At 57.0% G+C, this 21,174-nt stretch carries 15 protein-coding genes; 9 read left to right on the forward strand and 6 right to left on the reverse strand.

Going from position 1 to position 21,174, the window contains the following annotated elements:
• Window positions 1-23: 23 nt before the first annotated feature.
• The 6 genes from OXG98_02875 (at window position 24) to OXG98_02900 (ending at window position 5,267) form a co-directional block, all read left to right on the forward strand.
• The gene (locus OXG98_02875; protein ID MCY3770952.1) at window positions 24-251 is read left to right on the forward strand and encodes an AbrB family transcriptional regulator; all 228 of its coding nucleotides are present in this window, start codon (window positions 24-26) and stop codon (window positions 249-251) included.
• A complete protein-coding gene (locus tag OXG98_02880; protein ID MCY3770953.1) occupies window positions 248-652 on the forward strand; it encodes a type II toxin-antitoxin system death-on-curing family toxin in 405 nt (134 codons plus the stop codon). Before OXG98_02875 ends, OXG98_02880 begins: the two co-directional genes overlap by 4 nt.
• 1 nt (window position 653) lies before the next feature.
• Window positions 654-1,490, forward strand: coding sequence for a phytanoyl-CoA dioxygenase family protein (locus tag OXG98_02885; protein ID MCY3770954.1), 837 nt, complete (start codon window positions 654-656; stop codon window positions 1,488-1,490).
• Window positions 1,491-1,607: 117 nt separating this feature from the next.
• Entirely contained in the window at window positions 1,608-2,891 is a 1,284-nt protein-coding gene (locus OXG98_02890; GenBank protein MCY3770955.1) for a mandelate racemase/muconate lactonizing enzyme family protein, read from the forward strand.
• Window positions 2,892-3,015: 124 nt separating this feature from the next.
• Window positions 3,016-3,792: a phytanoyl-CoA dioxygenase family protein gene (locus OXG98_02895; protein ID MCY3770956.1), complete on the forward strand. Its 777-nt coding sequence runs from the start codon at window positions 3,016-3,018 to the stop codon at window positions 3,790-3,792.
• A gap of 23 nt (window positions 3,793-3,815) precedes the next feature.
• Window positions 3,816-5,267 carry an Ig-like domain-containing protein gene (locus tag OXG98_02900; GenBank protein ID MCY3770957.1) on the forward strand — a complete coding sequence of 484 codons (1,452 nt, stop codon included), beginning with the start codon at window positions 3,816-3,818 and terminating at the stop codon, window positions 5,265-5,267.
• A gap of 461 nt (window positions 5,268-5,728) precedes the next feature.
• Here OXG98_02900 and OXG98_02905 read toward each other — a convergent pair whose 3' ends face one another.
• Both OXG98_02905 and OXG98_02910 read right to left on the reverse strand, forming a co-directional pair.
• The gene (locus OXG98_02905; protein MCY3770958.1) at window positions 5,729-7,219 is read right to left on the reverse strand and encodes a serine/threonine-protein kinase; all 1,491 of its coding nucleotides are present in this window, start codon (window positions 7,217-7,219) and stop codon (window positions 5,729-5,731) included.
• Between the two features lie 161 nt (window positions 7,220-7,380).
• Window positions 7,381-7,632, reverse strand: a complete 252-nt coding sequence (locus tag OXG98_02910) for a type II toxin-antitoxin system prevent-host-death family antitoxin (GenBank protein MCY3770959.1) — start codon at window positions 7,630-7,632, stop codon at window positions 7,381-7,383.
• 334 nt (window positions 7,633-7,966) lie between these two features.
• Here OXG98_02910 and OXG98_02915 point away from each other — a divergent pair, with 334 nt between their 5' ends.
• A complete protein-coding gene (locus OXG98_02915; protein MCY3770960.1) occupies window positions 7,967-9,034 on the forward strand; it encodes a DNA cytosine methyltransferase in 1,068 nt (355 codons plus the stop codon).
• Window positions 9,027-11,048 carry an ATP-binding protein gene (locus OXG98_02920; GenBank protein MCY3770961.1) on the forward strand — a complete coding sequence of 674 codons (2,022 nt, stop codon included), beginning with the start codon at window positions 9,027-9,029 and terminating at the stop codon, window positions 11,046-11,048. Before OXG98_02915 ends, OXG98_02920 begins: the two co-directional genes overlap by 8 nt.
• Before the next feature lie 4 nt (window positions 11,049-11,052).
• Here the strand turns inward: OXG98_02920 and OXG98_02925 are convergent, their stop codons facing one another.
• The 3 genes from OXG98_02925 to OXG98_02935 all read right to left on the reverse strand — a co-directional run bounded on the left by OXG98_02925 (window position 11,053) and on the right by OXG98_02935 (window position 16,673).
• Window positions 11,053-11,490 carry a very short patch repair endonuclease gene (locus tag OXG98_02925; protein ID MCY3770962.1) on the reverse strand — a complete coding sequence of 146 codons (438 nt, stop codon included), beginning with the start codon at window positions 11,488-11,490 and terminating at the stop codon, window positions 11,053-11,055.
• Window positions 11,491-11,674: 184 nt separating this feature from the next.
• A complete protein-coding gene (locus tag OXG98_02930; GenBank protein ID MCY3770963.1) occupies window positions 11,675-15,736 on the reverse strand; it encodes a restriction endonuclease in 4,062 nt (1,353 codons plus the stop codon).
• A 91-nt stretch (window positions 15,737-15,827) separates the two neighbouring features.
• Window positions 15,828-16,673: a fumarylacetoacetate hydrolase family protein gene (locus OXG98_02935; GenBank protein ID MCY3770964.1), complete on the reverse strand. Its 846-nt coding sequence runs from the start codon at window positions 16,671-16,673 to the stop codon at window positions 15,828-15,830.
• Between the two features lie 316 nt (window positions 16,674-16,989).
• Here OXG98_02935 and OXG98_02940 point away from each other — a divergent pair, with 316 nt between their 5' ends.
• Window positions 16,990-17,595 carry a DUF6338 family protein gene (locus tag OXG98_02940; protein MCY3770965.1) on the forward strand — a complete coding sequence of 202 codons (606 nt, stop codon included), beginning with the start codon at window positions 16,990-16,992 and terminating at the stop codon, window positions 17,593-17,595.
• Window positions 17,596-17,828: 233 nt separating this feature from the next.
• On the opposite strand, the gene OXG98_02945 is transcribed toward OXG98_02940, so the two are convergent.
• The gene (locus OXG98_02945; protein MCY3770966.1) at window positions 17,829-20,990 is read right to left on the reverse strand and encodes a carboxypeptidase regulatory-like domain-containing protein; all 3,162 of its coding nucleotides are present in this window, start codon (window positions 20,988-20,990) and stop codon (window positions 17,829-17,831) included.
• Window positions 20,991-21,174: the final 184 nt, after the last annotated feature.

Here is a 21,174-nt window from a genome sequence, read left to right on the forward strand (position 1 = left end):
GTAGCAACGACAGGAGGTGCTACATGGTCGAACTCAAAGTCCGAAAATTCGGCAACTCGCTTGGTGTCGTCCTGCCCAAGGAGGTCGTCAATCGGCTGCGCACGAAGGACGGGGAGCCACTGTTCCTCACCGAAGGACCGGACGGCAGCTATAAGTTGACGCCCTACGATCCGAATTTTGCAGAGAAAATGGCTAAGGTCGAAGAGATCATCGACCGCTATCGCAACACGCTCCATGTCCTGGCCAAGTGACGGACCCGGTCTGGATAGAAACACGCGACGCAATGATGTTGCACGACCGCCTGATCGCGCTGCACGGCGGTGTGGCAGGGGTGCGCGACAAAGGCTTGCTGCAATCGGCTTTGGCCCGGGCGCGGCAAATCTACGCCTATTCGGATTCGCCCGATCTCATCGAAATGGCGATGGCCCATACAGCGAGCATCGTGCGCAACCATCCATTTGTCGATGGCAACAAGCGTACCGGCTTTGTGGTCGGCATCCTGTTCCTGGAGTTGAACGGATATCACTTCACCGCCACGCAAGAGTGCGCGGCACAGTCCGTTATAGAACTGGCGGCTGGATCACTTGACGAAGCGGGCTACACGGCGTTCCTGCGCGCGAATGTCGAAACGCAGAGCGAGGATCGGAGGTAACATGTCGACCATGACCGAAGAGCAGAAGTTCTTCTTCGACCTGAAGGGCTGGATCCTCGTGCCGTCCGTGCTGACGGAGACCGAGGTCGAGGAGATGAAGGCCGAGGTGTACGCCGCGGTTGAGCCGGACTACAAGGGCAGGAACAGCGACCTGAAACAGGGTTTCCAGGGCAAGCTGGCCGATTTGCTCGATCACCCGGCCGTGGTGGGCATTCTCAACGAGATCCTGACCGAGCCGCCCTTCGTGGGGGACGACCACTACGGTTTCCGCTGCGAAAATTCCTTCCTCATGGCGCGGGAACCCGGCTGGGAATCGACCGTCAAGGGCACCGGGCTGCCCCATGTCGTACGCCCTCCGCAACAGGCCAACGCCATGCGCTACCAGGTGCAGGGCGGCAAGATCTTCGCGGGACTCACCCGGGTGGTATGGGAGCTGGAGGAGGTCAGGGCGGGGTACGGCGGCACTTCCTTTCTGAGCGGCTCGCACAAGGCCCATTTCAACTATGGCGGTCCGGATCGGTACCGCCCCAACATCAGCGAATCTCCGTGGGAAGAAAGCCTCTACGCCGCCATGGAGGATTACAGTTGTCCGCCGGGGTCCATGCTGGTTTTTACCGAGAGCCTCATCCACGCGGCGAATGACTGGACCAATACGGACAACCGGCGCTGCGCGGTGTTCAACTGCTACAACTCGATCTGGGCGCAGTGGCACCGGCTCAACCTCGACCACGAGATCATCGATAAGATGCCTCCGAAGCGCCAGTCCCTCTTCCGCGGCACGTGGCAGTTGGGGGGTGATGGGAACCGAACCTACTCGCTGGACAACCGGTCGGTGTAGACCGGCTCGACGAATCATGTCGGCCAGTGGCGCGTTCCGCTGCGTTAGTGGCCGGTGCAGCTCCGCGCAGGGCGAATACCCGTACAGGAATCCCCCATCCTTCGACAGGAATCGCAGATGACCGAAGTACCCGGCGGCCTGGATGCCGTTTCGCCACACCCCCCTTCCGTCCCGGAAAGTTCCGACCTGAAGATCACCGCCGTGGAAACCCTCATCCCCGACGACATCATGCCGGGGCTGATTCTGCTGCGGATCCACACCGACGCCGGCATCGTCGGCCACGGCGAAACCTACTACATTCCCCACGCGGTGGCCGCCGTCATCCATGACTGGCTTGCCCGCCGGTTGATCGGCAGCGATCCTTGTTCGATCGAGCACCACTGGCGGTTCTTCTATGAAAGATTCAGCGCCTTCGGCTCGCGGGGCGCCGAGATGCGGGCCCTCAGCGCCGTCGACCTGGCGCTCTGGGACCTCCTGGGCCAGGCGTGCGGCCGGCCCGCCTGGCAACTCCTGGGCGGAAGGGCCCGCGAAGCCGTACGGGTCTACAACAGCTGCGGAGGTCCCACCTATGGACGCCGGCCGCCGGGGGCGCCTTCCGAACAGGGTTGGCCCGGACACGGCGACATCGGCAAGCCCGGTCCGCTGGAAGACAACTGGGCAGCCCATAACGCAGCGGGCGACCTGGCCGAGGAACTGGTGGCGGAAGGCTACACGGGCATGAAGTTCTGGACCTTCGACCGGGCGTACCGGGCCCACGGCGGGAGCTACCTCCCCATGGCCACGGTCCGGGAATGCGTGAAGCCCCTGGAGGAGGTGCGTAAGCGGGTGGGCGACCGGATCGAGATCCTGCTGGACGGACACGGATTCTTCCAGCTTCCCGCCGCCCTGCGCATCGCCGAGGCCGTGCGGGACCTGAACCTGATGTGGCTCGAAGACGTCATGCGCCTGGACAACGTGGACACGCTCAGGGATTTCCGCGACAAGGCGGGCGTGCCGCTGGCCGTGAGCGAGATGTACATCAGCCGGGAGGACTACCGGCACGTGCTGGAGAAGAACGCCGCCGACTACCTCATGGTGGACCCCACCTGGGTGGGCGGCATCAGCGAGACCCGCCGCCTTGCCGAGATGGCCCAGGGGTACAATGTGCCGGCGGCGATGCACGACTGCACCGGCCCGCTTACCCTCTTCGCGGGTATCCACGTCGCCACCGCCGTACCCAACGTCGTCATCCAGGAATCGGTCCGGGCCCACATCAGGACCTTCTACGACCTGCTCATCGAACCCAACGTCGTCATCGAGAACGGTTTCGCCCAGCCGCCGGAGGGACCGGGCCTGGGTACCCGCCTGCGGCCGGAACTCTTCGACCCGGGACATCCGGGTTACCGGATTACGCGGATATAGGGCATCGCCGATGTGCTGCGCGGTTTAAGAGCGGGTTACGTGACTTTGAATGGGCCAATCGGAGTGTTTTTGATTACGTGAGCGACACATATACCGGCGACACATATACCGAAAGAAAACCCTCATGCTAAGCGTCGATATACTTGAAGCGAGCGAAGTTGAACGCGCCGCCGCGATATTCCACCGGGACGGATTCGTCTGCGTGGCGAATCCCCTGAGCGAGGAACAATTCGCCCTGAACCGTTCCGGCGCCGAGCGCGTGATGGCAGAGCAGGAAAAGCAGTTTGGACGCGAGAACATGAACCGGGGTTATGCGCGCCATTCATTCGGAAGCCAGTTGCACAACTGGGAATGGTGCATCCTGGTCGAATTGCCCACGATCCTGCCCATTATCGAGACGATCTGGGGGAGCGACGACTTCACCTGCACGGGCGCGGGCGGCGACTACTCCCTGCCCGGCGCGAAGGTCCAGCACCTGCACTCTGATCGGAACGCCGACTTTTTCAACGATCCACAGGGGCGAGTCACCCACAGCGATGTTCCGGCACCCTTTATCGTAATCAACTTCACCATGGTGGATTTCACCGTGGAAAACGGCGCGATCCGATTCATTCCAGGCACCCACCGGTCACCCGCGCCGATCCCCTCGCTGGACGAGGAACCGGAGTGGATGCGCAACAACCACCTGTGCGCGCCGGCGAACACGGCCATCGTCCGGGACGTGCGCTGCTGGCACGGCGGCACGGCGAATAACTCCGACATGAAGCGGCCGATGACCAGCGTGGGATATCACGCGCCGTGGTTTCGTGCCGTCGAGGAGAAAACCCTGCCGAGGAAACACTACGACCGGCTGTCCGCCCGGGGCCAATGGCTTTGCCGGCATATCGTAGAGGTAGCGTGAACCCTCGAACCGGTGACCATGATATGGCGAATCGCACGAACTGTCGGTCAGATTTCCTGTTCTTCTTCCTTTTCTCCGTCCTGTTGCTGCCGCAGGGCTGCGGAAAAGAGACCCCACCCACCAGGCCTCCGGACCCTGTACCTGCCCGGATAGTCATTTCACCTCCATCCGGTACACTCACCGCTTTGGGACAGACCCTGCAGTTGAACGCGGACGTGCTCGACACGGAAGGCAACAGGCTGCCCGGTTACGCCATCATCTGGAACAGCACGTCAACGGCGGTCGCATCCGTGGACCGCACCGGGCTGGTGACGGCCCGATCCGATGGAACCACGATGATTGTCGCCGCGTGGGGCGAGATTCGGACCAACATTACGGTGAGGGTAGTCCGCAGTCCGAGCCGGATCGTCGTAACGCCCGATTCGGTCCGATTGACCTCGATCGGCGAAACCGCGACGGTCACGGCGGTAGTCGAGGATGCCGGTGGCGCCGAGATTCCGGACGCGCCACGCGTATGGTCCAGCGATGACCCTGCCGTGGCCTCGGTGGATGAACAAGGCGTCGTGACGGCCCATATGCACGGCACAACGCGTATTACTGTTACGTCGGATATGGTTTCGAGTAGTGTGGAAGTCTCGGTCGGCGGAGTCACAACGGACCGTGAACTGCTTATCGACTTCTACAACGCCACGGACGGGCCGAACTGGAAGGACAATGCCGGTTGGCTCACCGAGCGGCCCCTGGATCAATGGCACGGTATAACGGTCGATTCGGCGGGAAACGTCGTGTCGATCTGGCTCAATCGCAACGGGCTGAAGGGGCACATACCGGCAACCCTCGGGAACCTGACGCATCTCGAGGTACTGGGCCTGGTGAACAATGAACTGGTTGGCGAGATTCCATCGGAACTGGGCAATCTCCGGGAGATGCGCCGCCTGCTGCTGCAGGTAAACCAGTTGTCGGGCTCCATTCCGTCTTCGCTGGGCGATCTGACTAAACTCGTTGTCATGGATCTTCATTACAATCGATTGATCGGCGAGATTCCAACTACCTTCGGCAAGCTCGCGAACCTTGTTTACCTTCACCTGGGCAACAACTTTCTCGACGGTCCCATTCCGCCGTCTATCGGGCAACTCGACAAGCTGGAAAGGGTTTATTTCGGCCAGAATAGACTGGTCGGTGAAATCCCTTCGGAGGTAGGCGGGTTGACCAGTTTGATCGAAATCTGGATGCAAGGGAACTTGCTGACCGGGGAAGTGCCCGGGGAACTGGGCAGTTTGAAACATCTGATCTCGTTGGATCTCAGGGACAACGCCGGTCTGCAGGGGCCCCTGCCGCGGACATTCCTGGAACGGGATCTGGTATTCCTGCACCTCTTCGGTACGCAGGTCTGTATTCCCAGGGATCCGGCGTTCCAGGAGTGGCGGCGTACCTTTCACAGCATCTACGCCCTTAACTGCGAAGCCGAACCCTAAGGGCCGCCCTGGAGTCGCTGTACTATAACGAAATCAGCGGCGGCATACCCCACATCCCCTGGCAATCTGGCAGCACTGAAGGAGCTATATGTTCAGAACAACGAGGATATGTCCGGACCGCTCCCCAATCTAGCGCACGCGCGGGCCAGGGAAGAGGGGATACCCTATCAGACGTTGCTGTCCAGCATCATCCACAAATACCTGTCCGGCCGCCTCACAGAGAAGAAGCAGAGTGATCAGGCAGCTTCCTCTCCCGTCCTCATTCGGCCAACATCCCACAGTCTCAATTACTAATTTAGGATTGATTAGTAGTACATTAGTAGTTCAACTCTTAACGTGGGTTGTTTCTGGTAAAAAAACAGGGCCGAAAGTGGGTCTTCACTGCTCCAGGGGATCTGAAGGCGAGGTTTGTGAGGGAGGGTTACTAGCTTCTGCAGGTTCGATATGCGATCCAACGAATTCTAACGCCGTCTCCAGGATCCCTCTGGATCTTTTTCAGGCATGTAATTAGGACTATAGAGCGTTCCCGATGCAGCATCGCCAAACCACCCAATCCATTGCTCAATGAACTTACTCTCATTGCCTTGGTCTATCGCCGTAAAGGGCCACGCAGCTTGGAATTCCGTACCCGAGACGGTGGAAAGTGCTTCACTAGCACTTTCCTCAGGATCCAATGCAAATGGATTATGTGCACTGGATATGCGCCTCAAAGGGCAATACATGAATGCCGTCTCAAACCAACGGTACGCGTCAGCCACCTTGGCGTCGCAATACCACAACGAATGGGACCTGCCTTCATAGCCGTGGGAATCACGTGGGATATCAATGGTTACTCTCGAAAAACACACGACATCAAATGGTAAGTCGTGGTTACGGTCTCGCCACGGAGGTCCTATATACTCCAATGAATCAATGCTTAACTTTGCTTGACTGAGTGTCCACGACCTCCCCGCGTGGTTTACGTTGGGAGCATTTTCCATAATGTATTCGTTAAGCGAGCTTACTATACGGAGTAGAGACTGTTCAGCCACTTGAGCGAGGTCGATTCGACGTGCTCTTTCGGTTTTCGCAATAGATTCTCGTCGACTCTCTTCGGCTCTCCGATTAACCACCACGGCATTGGCCTGCTGAAGCTTCTTGGCCGCATCGGAGCCCGGCAAAGCAACATTCTGCAATCGTTGCATTATGTTTTTCGGCGTTGGTCGTGATTCGGCCACCTTATAAAGACATTCGACGATCAACGATCTGAGATTTTCGGGTATTTCCTCAAGTGGCTCTGGATCAACATTCAAATGCTGATGCCGATAGTCCTCCAGTTGAGGCCCATGGAAGGGCCGTTTCCCGGCAAGCAACTCGTAAGCTACCACTCCCAATGCGTAAACGTCGGTAGCACTGGTTGCGCGTTCGTTTCTCCACTGCTCAGGAGCCGCGTAAGGCCAAGTCATGTAGTATTTGCGCGTGTCCACAGCTGTCGTAGCCTCCGCATATCGCGAAATGCCGAAATCGGCGAGACACCAGGTATGGTTCAGCAACAGGATGTTCGATGGTTTTATATCTCGATGGACGATATTATCCTTTACGTCTACCAGACCTACAAGGGCTTCTGCGACATTTCGTAAGATCTTCTTTGCTTCTTCAACTTCGAATCGCCCGCCTTTTTCTTCTATATAGTCACTTAGCGACTTGTCCGCCTCCGGCATGATGAGAACCCACTTATCACCCCATTCACCCCGGTCAAGTACCGGTACTACATTAGGTAAATCTTCTAGGTTTTCGAACAGAAGCTCCCGTTCGGCCCCGGGAGATTTTGGAATGAACTTGGCAACCGCTCGTTCTCCTTTCGCGGATTTTGCTCGGTGTATTACTCCAAAGCCACCTTCGTCTATCTGTTCTTCAATATGCCAACTCGAGTTTTCCAGCCTGATGATCTTGTCTTTTAGATTCTCATTCATGGATTATTCCGCACCAACGCAAGTTCGACAACAAGTGGTATGGTAACGCTCTCATCTACCACATCAAAAGCGGATCAGACGAACGGGGAAGTTCCTGAGGTTACCAGTTGGACGGAGCATGCTCAACCAATATTGAGAGAAAGACAGCACGCGGCTTCGTCCTACTCGTCTGTGTTCGGAAACACACTCGAACCTTCAAACAACTCGATGATCTCCAGATCGTCATCGAAATCGGGGGCCATCCACACCTTACCCTTCCAAGCACCGAGTTTGCGTTTGTCCTGATCTAGTTGGTATGGCACCAGCCGGACACAGGGCCTGCCTGATTTGCATATTACAACCTCTTCGCCCTGGGCAACGAGTTCCACGAGCTTCGATAGCTGAGATTTGGCGTGTCGTAGATCGACCTGCATATCATCCAGTCCTTTCGAGATAATGCTCCCGTTCCAGACTAACGAATATATCACCGATAAGTCAAGCGCTCCAGGAGTCTTGCTTGGTTGTGACGAATCTTTCGATTATCCGATGGGTCGATGTCTTCAGGGACCGCCGAGTCCTAGGACGGCCTTCCGTTCGAATTACGGAAATCGTCCTCACGAGGCAGTTCAAGTGCGTATTGACCGGCCACTGAGTTCTTCCTATATTCCTTCGTGTCGGCATGTCGTCTCACACGTCGGTCAATGACCTCCACGACCCCGTTCTGGTTACATCCGACCCATGACGAACAGCGAGCATACATCATTCCGAATGAAAACCGTCGATTCAAAGAGAAAGTCCAGACGGTCGGTCGCCGTCGACCTCTTCTGCGGCGCCGGCGGGCTTTCCTTTGGAATGAAGCAGGCCGACGTCCAGATATGTGCCGGCATCGACAGCGATCCCGCCTGCCGGCACCCCTTCGAAGCGAACGTCGGAGCGAAGTTTCACGAGCGGGACGTTGCGGAACTTTCGGCCGATTTCGTAGGTTCGCTCTTCCCGGACGAATGCGTTCGGATACTCGCAGGTTGTGCACCGTGCCAGCCCTTCTCTTCCTACACCAACAGGACCGCAGTCCGAGAACGCGATTGGCAACTTCTCGTCAAGTTCGGAGAAATGGTTACCGCGCTGGAGCCGGATATCGTGACGATGGAGAACGTATCGCGGCTGGAACGGTACCCGGTCTTCGACGAATTCCTCCGCGTCCTCGAGGACGCAGACTACGAATGCAGTTGTAAAGTGATCCGATGTGCCGAATACGGCGTCCCGCAGACCAGGAGACGTTTGGTACTGCTTGCGTCAAAGCTCGGCAAGATCCACCTGGTGCCCGCAACGCACTCGGAAGATGAATTTCAGACGGTAGAGGATACGATCCGGCACCTGGAGGGGATAGAAGCAGGCGGCGCTTCGGCGGCAGATCCCATGCACCGATCCAGTGGCCTGTCGATGAAGAACCTGGAGCGGATTCGCAGTTCGAAACCCGGGGGTACGTGGCGCGACTGGGAAGAAGGCCTGCGGGCGGATTGCCACGCCAGGGCGTCTGGACGCACCTTCCCCAGCGTCTACGGTCGTATGAAGTGGGACGAACCCGGTCCTACCATCACGACGCAATTCCACGGATTCGGCAACGGTCGATTCGGCCATCCCGCGCAAGACCGTGCCATTTCCCTGCGCGAAGGCGCCCTCCTGCAGACCTTCCCTGAAGATTACTCCTTCGTTCCGACGGTCGAAGAGGTCCGCATAGATGCGCTCGCCAGGATGATCGGCAACGCGGTTCCAGTGAAGCTCGGAGAAGCGATCGGCAGATCGATAGTCAGCCATCTAGAGACCCATCATGAGTGACGACAGCGAACGCAAATACCGGATGACGCTGAGCCTCAGCGTCCTCAAGCATCTGGGCTTCGGCCTCTACAGCAACGTTCCCGCGGTACTGTCTGAAGTGGTTGCGAACGCGTGGGACGCCGACGCACGGAAAGTATCCATCAAAATCGATCCGTATCCATCTGGCGGAAAGATCATCATACAGGATGATGGCCACGGGATGACCGTCGCGGATGCCAATGAAAGATACCTGCACGTGGGATATGAGCGACGCAAGGCAACAAACGGCGCGCGAACCCCCCGACTCCGCAGGCCAGTGATGGGGCGCAAGGGCATAGGGAAGCTGTCGCTCTTCTCGATCGCCAGAACTGTAGAGGTCCACAGCATCAGAGAATCAGAACGCCATGGTTTCAGGATGGACGTCGGGAAGATCGAAGAAACGATCAAAGATGGTGACGGGGGCGAGTACTTTCCCGATCCCGTTTCATCCGAAGACGTGGATCTGGATGTTGGTACCAGGATCGTACTGACCAACTTGAAACGCCAACTGCATCGATCTGGCAAGGCGCTGCGGCGAAGGCTCGCCCGCAGGTTCAGCATCATCGGTCCAGGGCACAGATTTGAGATCGAACTGGACGGACGGCCGATTACGATAGAAGATCGCGAATACCATGATAAGGTCCAATACATCTGGACGTTCGGGGATCGCGGGAGTGAATTCGCGTCCGTCGCCACCAACCTGGATCGCCATTCGCCGCGACAAGGAATGATTGAAGTCGATGGCGAGACATTCGAAGTCGATGGATGGATTGGCACGGCATCGGAAGCCGGACAGTTGAAAGATCAGGACACGAAGGAAAGCATCAACAAGATCGTCATCATGGTTCGAGACAAGCTGGCCCAGGAAGACGTCCTCGAAGATTTCGGTGAAGGGGGCGTCTACAGCAAGTACATAATCGGCGAAATACACGCAGACTTCCTGGACTTAGATGATAAAGAAGATATCGCAACGACCAGTCGACAGCGGATCATCGAAGACGATCCCAGGTACGAAGCCCTGAGGTCGAAACTCCTCGAATACCTGAAGGAAATCCAAAGTGAGTGGACTGATTTGAGAAATGCGGGTGGACGAGACGTCGCGATGGAATTCGCTCAGATCAAGGAGTGGTATCGGAATCTGAACCCGGATCACAAGAGATCCGCTGAAAGATTGTTTGGAAAGATCAATCGGCTGCCCATTGACGACGAAAGCGAGAAGAGACAACTGTTTATTAGCGGTATCTTGGCGTTTGAGAGTCTCAGGCTTCGTAGTCTGTTGCATCGGCTAGACGAAGTTTCAGTTGAGAACCTTGGTATGCTCGGGGAGGTTTTCCACCAACTGGATGATCTCGAGGCGAGCGCATACTATCAGATCGCGAAGGATCGCTTGGAAGTCATTAGCAAGCTCACGAGCCTGACTGACGACAATGCGAAAGAAAGAGCTTTGCAGGAGCATCTCTACAAGCACCTGTGGTTGCTTGATCCGTCGTGGGAACGTGCCACGCATACCGAGCGCATGGAATCACGTATCTATAACGCTTTGGACGCGGAGTACGAATCGCTTGCTGAAGAACAACGAGAAGCACGTTTGGACATCTACTATGCTACGACTGGTAATAAGCATGTTATCATCGAACTCAAACGCGCTGCGAGAGTATTGGATACAAGCGATCTCTATGGACAAATATCAAAGTACCAAAGAAGTGCGAAGAAGGTCCTACGGGATCTGGATAGGATCAACGAGCCGCTTGAGTTTGTCTGCGTCGTCGGGAGGCCTTTAAAAGACTGGGATGATAATCCGGATGGGCAAGAGACCTCGCGTAGATCACTTGAAGCCTTGAATGCACGAGTCGTCATGTATGATCAACTCATCCAGAACGCATTAGAAGCCTATCAGGACTACGTAGATAGAAGGGATGAAGTTGGAAGGGTATATGATCTCATTACCGCTATTTCATCAGAAGACGTTCAGGCAATCGGCCAGATTCCAAATTGAAGTATCAAGCCTTGGCGATGTGATTCAGAATCGCAGACGTTGCTTCTTCCGTACTGACATGCTCCCATATCCTGATTACTTGCCACCCCAGTGCCCGTAGCCCCGCATCTGTCTTTCGGTCTCTTTCGACGTTTTGAAGCAACTTCGGTATCCAATATTCTTCATTGGATTTTGGGACGGTACCGTGCTCGGGGCATGAATGCCAGAAGCAGCCATCCACGAAGATTGTGATCTTCTGCTTAGTGAATACGATATCCGGATGTACCGTCTTGCCATTCGATAGCCGAATGGGATAATCCTTCCGAAATCGCAGTCCACAATGGTGCAGCGACGACCGAAGCCTGATTTCTGGCTTGGTGTCAACGCGACGATTCGCCCGCATCTTGTTGGATGCGGCTATGCTCGTTGGTTGGGCAACTGGAAGGGGTGGCTTCGGTTGCATCTGATCGAGTTTAGTGCAATTGGCAATAGGATGTATGGGACTGGTCAGGGTTTCACGACTAATCGCCTTGTCGTCGATTGACAGGTATGAGAGCACACGATCTGACGTCTGGCGCTGGCGCGAACGGCATCATAGCAAGAAAGGCCGATCCAATGTCAAGTGTTTCGATTCGACATCAATCAGATTACACCGCCACAACCGTCTCCGTATCCCCGGCTTCCAACGCATTCATATACGCTAGGATCAAATCCTTCGTACGGTAGAATCCGTAGGTCTGCTCATCGTCTCGTCGAACGATATTAAAAGTGTCGAGAACATATCCTGCGTCGTCCCGGGAAAGGCCATATAGAAGGAAGTAGAGTGCATCCAAACGGGCCCGCAGGTGCAGGCGTTCCTCTTTGTTCCAGATGAAGGGTGGTCCGTCGTAGCCTAGTCTGCGAGCGAACGGAGTCATGTCACGGGCTGTGTATGTCAGACGGAGCACATGATCTAAGACAATATCGCCTGCCGTATTAACACCAAGTGGAAGGTCGTATCTGGTTCGAGCAATAAAAGGAAGTTGTTCGACGATGTACCAGTTCAGGCTAGTGCCATGGATCTTTTGCCTGGCAATGTAGTCCAGGCAGATCGCATTCAAATTCGATACTAAAGCAATCTGACACATAGGCCAATTGTTACACTGGCTTGTCTGCTCAACAAGTAGAGGAACTTTGTTCCCGAAGCCGGCTAGGGGGACAATCGATGCGATAACTGTTCGCGCGTCTGTAGATCTGGCGATGTCACGAAATCCCAAACTGAAGCCACAATTCGTTGGCAGAATCTCCGCAACAATGTTTGACGGAACCCAGTACTGTGTCTGGGGCAAGAAATCTGTTTCGGCGTGTTGAGCTTCAGTAACTACGTCACTTAGATATGGGTTATGAAGATTCCCAGGATTTACTCTAACAGAACTAGCTCGATGGTCAAATTGCCAGATCATACGGCCTTGGTATAGTGGTAGATATACATTGTTTCCCCGCTTCCAACGGTTTCCCTGAACAGGATAGAAACCATCTTCTTCAAGTTGCGCGGAAGTCCGGAACAGATTCGAGTCATTGGTCATATCAAACATGCGCACATACTTCACCGGCCATGTTCGACACTCCTCGTCACCAGATCGGTCAACCAGTACGGGATGTCGTTCATAGATACCGCGGGTGATTTCGGCGTCACGGCGGTTTCGAAATACGGGCGCGGTGCCGGTGTTCGGGTTCACTCGCGCGAAGTCGTCGGGAGCCAGCGGGAAGCAACGGTCCGGATCGTCAATCGTCTCCGCATCGTGGAGGAAGAAAGCGCATTCGGTCTGGTCGAATCGTCGATCATCCCCACCGAAGATGAAGGCGCAGAATTTGAAACGGGAATCCACGTCCGGGAAGAAAGGAGGTTGGCTGGTGCCGAGGCGTCTGTTCTCGAAATCGTACAACCCCGATATACGGCCATTCGTGGAAAAGGATTTGAAGAATGCGGCAGAGGTCTTGTCGGCATAGATGCCCGATGGTGTGAGCAGACCAACCAGCCCACCGGGTTTGACTAGGTTCATCGACCGTTCTACGAACAACGAATAGAGGTTGATGTCCCCTCCTCCCAGCAGCGGATACTCGCCCGATGCTCGAATCAGTCGTCCCAGGCTGTCGGCTCGTTCCTTCGCTTCGTCGAATGCGGACGCCAAGGGATCGCCCGCGGCGCGGAGGCGTTCAATCTCCCTCCTGCGGGCTGCGGCGGTGGGTGCACGGGCCAGATCGGGATCGCGGGTCGCGAACCACTCCACCTCCTGCAGTTTGATCCGATCCCACGGCGGGTTGCCAATAATGGCGTCGAAACCGCCGTCCGAGCGCACATTCGCCCAGTATTTCCACACACCAGGAAATGCGGCCTCCCAGTGGAGGAATCGTTCGCGGTCAGCGAGGTCTCTTGCCTGGTGCCAGAACTCGTTGAACTGGGACCAGTAGCCTTCGGATTTTGGGGGGACGCTAACATCCAGTTGATCCGGCCCACGACTCAGTAATTCGTACTGGCTTCCCGGATACCACCCGAGTGTGTCTGCCAACGGTCTTTCTACAGATACAAGTTCTTTTTGTTTCAATCCGGCAGTCAACCAGCGCCTGCTCGTCAGGAAGTCCAGCAGACCTCGCAGGTCCGCCGTGGTTTCCTCCACCTGATCGAAGAGCGAAGCCGACTCCCTCACCTCGGAAACGTCCGAGTCGGACATTTCCTCGATCATCTTCATGCTGCTGGTGGCCGCTTCTGCGGCAGCGATCACAGTACTGGTAAACATCGTGCCCAGTCTCTCCAGCTCGGAAACAACGTCTCCGACGCGAAACCCGATCAGCGAGTCTCCCCACCGGAGATGGTGGTCGAGGAAGGACAGCGGTGCCCCGACGGTGAAGCTGTGCAGCCACAGCGACACCTTGGCGAGTTCTACGGTCAACCGATTTTTGTCGACCCCGTAGATGCACCGCTTGAGCACCATGCGCCGGATGATCGCCTGATCTGTGAGTTGAGATTCGTCGATGACCCAGTTGGATTCTCCTGCGCGTTGTATGATTTCACCACGTATCCGGTCTATCCTGCCGACTAGAGGCGACTCGTACGCTCCATCCAGCCATGTCGGCACGGTCGGGACGTATTCGATCAATTCGGCGACGTAATCGGAAAGGAAGTCCACCGCGGTAACCAGGAAATGGCCGCTGCCCATTGCCGGGTCCAGTACCTTGAGCTCCAGGACCGCTTCGGCGGGATCGTGTCTGGACAAGGCGGCTTCCCTGGCATGCCTGGGGCGACGATCTCTCCTGAGCGCATCTGACTTCTCCTCGAAAGCCTTCAGCCGTTCTTCCACCAGTGGTTTCAGCGTGTGTTCCACGATGAGGTCAACGAGCTCCTGGGGCGTATAGAAACTCCCCGTGTCCCTGCGGGCATAGGAGTTCGGCCGTATAGCCACGCCACCTTCATCGTCCTGCGCCAACTCGCGTTCCAACAGGCGTTCGTAGATGGATCCAAGTTGCTGCACCGACATGTCGCGGTAGTTGACGAAATGGCGTGTACCGTCGATCTCCCTGTGGCTCATGGCATGGATGACGGGGGCGATCACCGCGTCGGGCAGTCGCACGTTTCCGAGCATCGGAGCGGTGTCTTGGGAGAAAAGACCGCCATTGTACGGCGGCAATCCGATGGAGGGGTCACCTTGGTCGATCACCCGGAACAGCTCGACGAGGCGGTTGTAGTAGTTCGCCGCGGTACCCGAAAAGGTGTCGCCTTGAGACATCCGGTCTGCGATGTCGTCGCGGACGCGTTTGCGAAGACCGTAGTCGTCGTACCGCTCGTCGTTCACGGGGAGCAGACCCCGATCCTCGGCGTACAGGACGAATAGCAGACGGTACAGGAAGATCAGGGCAGTATTGCGGATTTCTTCCAAATCCCCGGAGGATTCGTTGGTGAATCCATTGACCAGGGCAGGGAAGACCTCGTCGAAGACTACCTCGGAAAGATCTCGGGCGACCCGCTCCTCGTACCGGCGGCCTTCCGCCAGAGCCGCTTCAAGGAAAGTCGTTGTCGCGCCTTCGTGAAGTGTGTAGGACTCACGGCGGAACAAAAGAAGGAAGGTCCGCAAGCCGTCGTCGTCACCCGATTGGATCAATTCGGTCAGATTCACCTCGAAGTAGCCGCTTGCCCGAGGTCTTGCGCGGAAGTCATACAAACGCCAGACTGCACCGTTGGTTAGCATGCCCCAGCGGATCCGCCCGTCTGTAACGCTATCTGCTGTGGCAAGATATCGAAGGATCTGTCCATGTGGCGTACCGGTTTTCTCGTTGTCGTTACTGTCTCTCTTGTCCAGCGGCAAACCGAAACGCTTGCTTTCCTGCACAAGAAGTGCATCGAGATAACGATCGTTCGAGTTCGGGCGAGCTGCGGCTGTGGCTTTTGATTCGGCGTCCGTGAAGAGGAGGTGATCGGGGATGTCCTCCCCGCCGCTCGTGCCTTGCTGCGGCAAATAGTCCGTCCAACCCAGTGATTCCAGAATAGGGCGAATCAGGTCCTGCTCGGTTGTGGCTTCGTTGGGTTCGACGGACTGGGAAAGAGCATCTAACAGTTGTCGGATCGTGTCTTTGAAATCGGTAAATGCTTCCGGCTGGGTTGCAGAGGAATTCCAGTCGTCCGTTTCCTTAATGCCGTCGGTGAGGAAGTATTGAGTGAATAGTTGGCCGGGCATAGTGATCCATTACAACCAAAGGGAAGACCAGAAGCGTAACGAAACGTACTAAAAGGTTATTTCAGCCGGCTTGAATTTCCGTCTGCCACCCCTACCGCTCCCACGTCCTCTTCTTATCATCCGCGCAGGTAATGGTCAGCGCCGGCCCCAACTTGTCGATACTGAGGCGCAGGCTGTCGCCGTCCTGCACGGGACTCAAGGCGTAGTGGTGCGTGCCGGTCGAGACGACGTCGCCGGGCTCGAGGGTGACCACAGCGGTCACTTCGGCCAGGACTTCGGGAAGGTGGCGTGCCATTTCCCCGGTGGAGAAGTCGTGCTTGAGGTTGTCGTTGATCCACATCTTCGCGGGCAGGTCGTTGGCGTCGCCCACCTCGTCGGCCGTGACCAGCGCCGGGCCCATCGGGCCGAAGGTGTGCCAGCTCTTGCCGAGGAAGAAGCCGCCGGGCAATCCGCGGGCCGAGACGTCGATGAACTGGGTGTAACCGAAGACGTGGTCCAGGGCCTCGCTCTCGCTGAGCTTGCTGGCCCGCTTGCCGATGACGAGGGCGAGTTCGGGCTCGAAGTGGAAGACCGAGGCGTCCGTGTCGGGCAGTTCCACGACCGCGTCCTGGCCCATGACGGAGGTGTTGGATTTCAGGAAAGCGTTGAAGGTCTCCTTGGTGGGATGATCCGGTTCGATGTAGTTCCCTGCCAGGCAAAGCAGTTGTCCCGGACGCGGTAACGGCGCCCGCAAGCTCACTGCGGACAGCGGCGTACCGGCCTGTCCCTGCGCGGCCTCGGCAATGCGACCGCAGTAAGTGTCCCAGCCGCTGATGACCGCTTCGACCTGGGCCTGGGCACTGGACGCACCAGTATCTGAAACCGCGGACGAAACGTCGATGATCGCGTCGTTCTCGATGACGCCCAGGGTATAGTCGTTGTAGTATGCCAGTTTCACGAAAGCCTCCTGTCTGCGGATGAAATTTGGTTTTTGGCGGAGACCTGACTTCTGTCAGATCAATAGCCGTATTCCATTCTCATGAGAAGTGGGTCGAATCAAGCCTAGATTTGGTTTCGTGTCAACTCTTATGTATGTACAGGTAACGCCAATGTGGTTCTTGACAATTACTCGACTGTGTTTAATTGAAAATAAACAAGCAATCCATCCACAGTTACGACTATATTAGAATAGATCTGAATCATATCGCGTTAGTCCTATCTCGTACCGTTCACCGAGTCGATTTCGAGTCTACAATAGTAGAAGAATCTAATACATGAAAATAGTACCCGATCTGGACACTTGGATACTGTTCCTTGTACTAATCGTACCTGGACTCATTTCGATGCATGTGTATCGAATACTGTTTGCAGCTCGAAAAATCGAGTGGAAAGCCGGTCTGATTCAAGGACTTTTTTACAGCAGTCTCAACCTGGTTGCGTGTTTCCCGATTCTTATCCCAATTCACCAGACTGGATTCTGGGAGTCTCACCCATACCTTTACACCGCTGGCTTGATGACCGTTCTTCTAGTACTACCTGTAGCATGGCCCTTCTTGTACAGGTGGCTAATCAAATGGAAATGGCTGGCTTCAAAGATCCAGTTGCCGTATGACACAGCATGGGATTTCTTCTTTGAGCGTAGAATCCCTGTATTTGTTCTATTTCAACTAAAGAACGGGTCTAAAATCGGTGGGTACTATGGACTAAGATCCTATGCAACCTCATTTCCGACCGAAGGCGATATCTACGTCGAAACGGTTTACCGTGTAGATGAAGAGGGGAAATTTAAAGAACCCATAACCGACACTGATGGAGCGATCATTCGTAAAGACCAATACGATCTGATCGAGTTTTTTAAATCACCGCAGCAGGAGGATTAGTACAATGGCACAGAAAAAAGAAACAAATGGAATCGTTCGGAGACCGGCCCAGCCATTTACTGAGGATAGGGGCGGATATCGACCCCATCAGAAAGGTTATCAGCCTCTTTCTACTACACCATCGGAACAAAGTCCAACGTCCGAGTCGAGTCCTCCAAAACCACCTGTTGGTGGAACGGGCCAGTCATCTTCATCGAAAAATTCTACAAGTCACGGCAAGTAGTAAGTGCCTCCTAAAACGTATACCGCACCCCGGCCTGCACCTGCCACCGGGACGAGAGGTTGGTGGTCTGAAATACGTCCTCGCGATCAATCGAACCGTCCTCGTTGGCGTCCCTGACCCGGAGGTCCATGTCCAGCCTGCCCTGTTCGTCGTATCCGTCGAAATTGAACAGACCGGCGGCGTCGAACCGCACGTAGCGGCTCTGGCCCCAGTCGCTGTTGACCAGGTTGGCCAGGTTCAATACGTCGAGCGTCAATTCGAAGTGATGGTTTCGTATTGAAGGCAATTGCTGGATCAGGCGCAGGTCCAACCGGTTCCGCCAGGGGGAACGGCTCGCGTTTCGCTGGACGATGCCGCCCCGGGCCGCGTGCAGCGCGGGATCTGAATCAATGAAGGCGTCGATTGCCCGCCACTCGTCGCCTGTGACCTCCGCGCTCACATCGCTCCTGCTTGCGGGGATGTAGGCGAGATCGTTGCCCCGGATGCCGTCGCCATTCACGTCGTCGGAATACATGTAGCTGTACGGATCTCCCGCGCTGCCTTCGTAGAAGACGGAGACGGTCGTGGCGAGTCCCCGCCCGAATTCGAACTTCCAGGACCCGCTGGCCAGGACCCGGTGCCGGACCTCGAAATCGGACGTGGCGGTCGTCTCGCCGTTGGGGTCGTCGGTCTCATTGTACTGCCAGTTGGAGATGGCGCGGCTGGACCGCCCGCTGTTGATGTCCTCGGCGTCCTGGAACACGTAGGCCACGCTGCCGAAGAGCCCGGGAAGAATAGGGGTGTTCTGTCCCTTGCGCAGCCTCAGCGTCAGGTTGACCTGACGGCCCTTGTTTGTATTCTCCAGGAGTATTACGTTGGTGAAGTCCCCGCTGACCTTATTGCCTCCGTAGTCGGCCCGTCCGTCCGGCGTCCTTCCCGTCGGCCGGCCGTCTGCGCCGATGTTGAGGTTGCGGAAACGTACTTCGTCGAGGTTGCGGGCCAACAGCACTTCCACCGTGCCGACCAGGTCCAGCGGCAGCCTGCGGTCCAGGGCGAGGTTGGCGCGAAATACCCTAGGCAGCCTGAAATCCGGATCGATGACGTTGACCTCCGAGGTCTGGGGCGCGGTGAGACCGCCGTCCAGCGGAAGCGGTTGCGCGAAGGGATCCGCCACGAACGCGGGGACGTCCTGGTCCCGAAATGTCGCGAGATCGATGCGGGAGAAGTCCACCCCGGTGTTGCTGTAGGCGTTGGAAAGCCAGACGGCCGGCGGAAGACCCGCGAAAACGCCGCCGCCGCCGCGGACCTGCGTCCCACGGTCCCCTCCGGCGTCGAAATTGAACCCGAAACGGGGAGACCAGAGCACCTGGCCGCCCGGGGTGCGGTCCGTCCTGTGGCCGACGAACTGGCTGGAGAAACGGTCGTTGGCCAGGGGTTCGGTCGGAAGGACCGGCACATCGGCCCGCAATCCGAAGTTGAGATTCAGGCGCGGGCTGACCCTCCAGTTATCCTGGGCGTAGAATCCCAGCTGCACGTAGTCCCACGCGGCGCGTGGCCGTTCGACGCCGGGTACCCTGGAACGACTCAGGAGGTATCGGGCAGGCGTACCTTGCTCGAAAGCCTCGATACTGTCGAACTCGTAGGCCCCGTAGTAGTCCTGTATGAACAGGTTGTCGAAAGAGATGAACTCGTTGTGCGTACCAATCGTTATAGTATGATCCGCCCTGAACAGGTGAAGGTCGTTGGTAAATTCAATAGTGTCCTGGTCCAGCGTATTTGCCTGGGAGAAGCGCTCCACGCCGAGCCGCACCTCGCCGAGGAACGTGCCGTCCGGTTCTTCGAGATCGATCTGGACCTGGGGGAAGAAAGCTGAAAGCGGCGATCTCTTGTCCCGCACGCGGCTGTAGGATATCCGCGCTTCATTCGCCAGGCTGCCGGAGAACGTGCTGTTGAGTTGCACGACGGAGGACTGGATGGTGTTGTCGCGCTTGAACTGGTTGCTGGTCAGCGTAAAGATGGTGCGGCCCCGGCGCAGGCCGTCGTCCAGGTCGCCGGTGACCAGATTGTGGCGCAGCGTGAGCCGGTGCCTGGACGACAGGTTGACGTCCAGCCGCGCGAAGATCTTTTCGTTCTGCGTATCCTGCGAGAATGGGTTGAATCCGCCGGCGTCGTAACCGTATCTGTCGCGTGCGATATCCACGATCCGCTGCAGATCCGCCGAGTCTGCCCCAAAGCGTATGGGTTGGCCCGAATCCGCCGGTCCCGCGCTCGAAAGGCTCGAACGTCGCCTCAGCTCTCCGTTGACGAAGAAGAAGGCCCGGTTCCTGGCCACCGGACCGCCGAGCCTGAAACCGAGCTGGTAGTCGGTGAAGTCTCCGAATTCGTCTCCGTCCAGGTCGCCGACCAGGGATTCGTTCCGGCCGAACCAGTATACGGAACCCCGGATCCGGTTCGTTCCGCTGCGTGTCACCGCGTTGATAAGGCCGCCCGCGAAGCCACCGGAACGGACGTCAAAGGGGGCCACCTGCACCTGGAATTCCTCGATAGCGTCGAGGCTGATCGGCTGGGCGCCCACCTGTCCCGTGGGCAGTCCCTCTCCCGTCAACCCGAAGGCGTCGTTCAGCACCGCGCCGTCTACCTGGAAGTTGTTCAGGCGGTTGTTCTTGCCCGCGATGCTCTGCCCGCCGGCTTTCGAAGCCGCTTCGGGCGCCAGCCGCGTGTAGTCGTGTATGCTCCGGGCGATGGAGGGCAGCCGGGCAATCTCGTGGGTCGTGACGTGGGTCTCGGTACCGGTGTTCGATGCGCTGAGCACCTCGTCCCGGTGAGCCGTGACGATGATCTCGCCGGCCTCGATGCCCTCCCTGTCAAGCCGGAAATCCGCACGCAGACTCTGGCCCATGGTCAGGGTTACATCCCGGCGGACGGTGGTCTGATACCCGATATAACTGACCCGGATTTCATACGGACCTCCGGTCCTGAGTCCCGCAATGTTGTATCGCCCGTCGGCACGGGAAAACACGCCCGAGGAGACTCCCGTGGGCACGTGCAGGACGACCACGGTGGCGTCGGGGAGCGGCACACCGGTGTCGTCCAGGATCATGCCGTTGAGCGCCGCGGTCGTAATGCCCTGAGCGAGAGCCAGGGCCGGCTGGATCAGGACGAGGACCAGGAAAGTCCGGCTCGGGATTCGCATGGCCCGAAACCTCCATGTTCGATAAATCGTTTCACAATTCCGGGAACGTCGGATATAATACCCCTCAAGCCCGAGAACGAAACTGAAAATTTCATCCTCTTTCATTGTTCGCGCAAATTCGTCCGGTCACATTATGACCGTCCTCTTGTCGGGACTAACAGGTTGAATGTCAAATAGAAGAAGG

The sequence above is a fragment of the Gemmatimonadota bacterium genome (assembly GCA_026706345.1).
In the GTDB taxonomy this organism is placed as follows: Bacteria; JAAXHH01; JAAXHH01; order JAAXHH01; family JAAXHH01; genus JAAXHH01.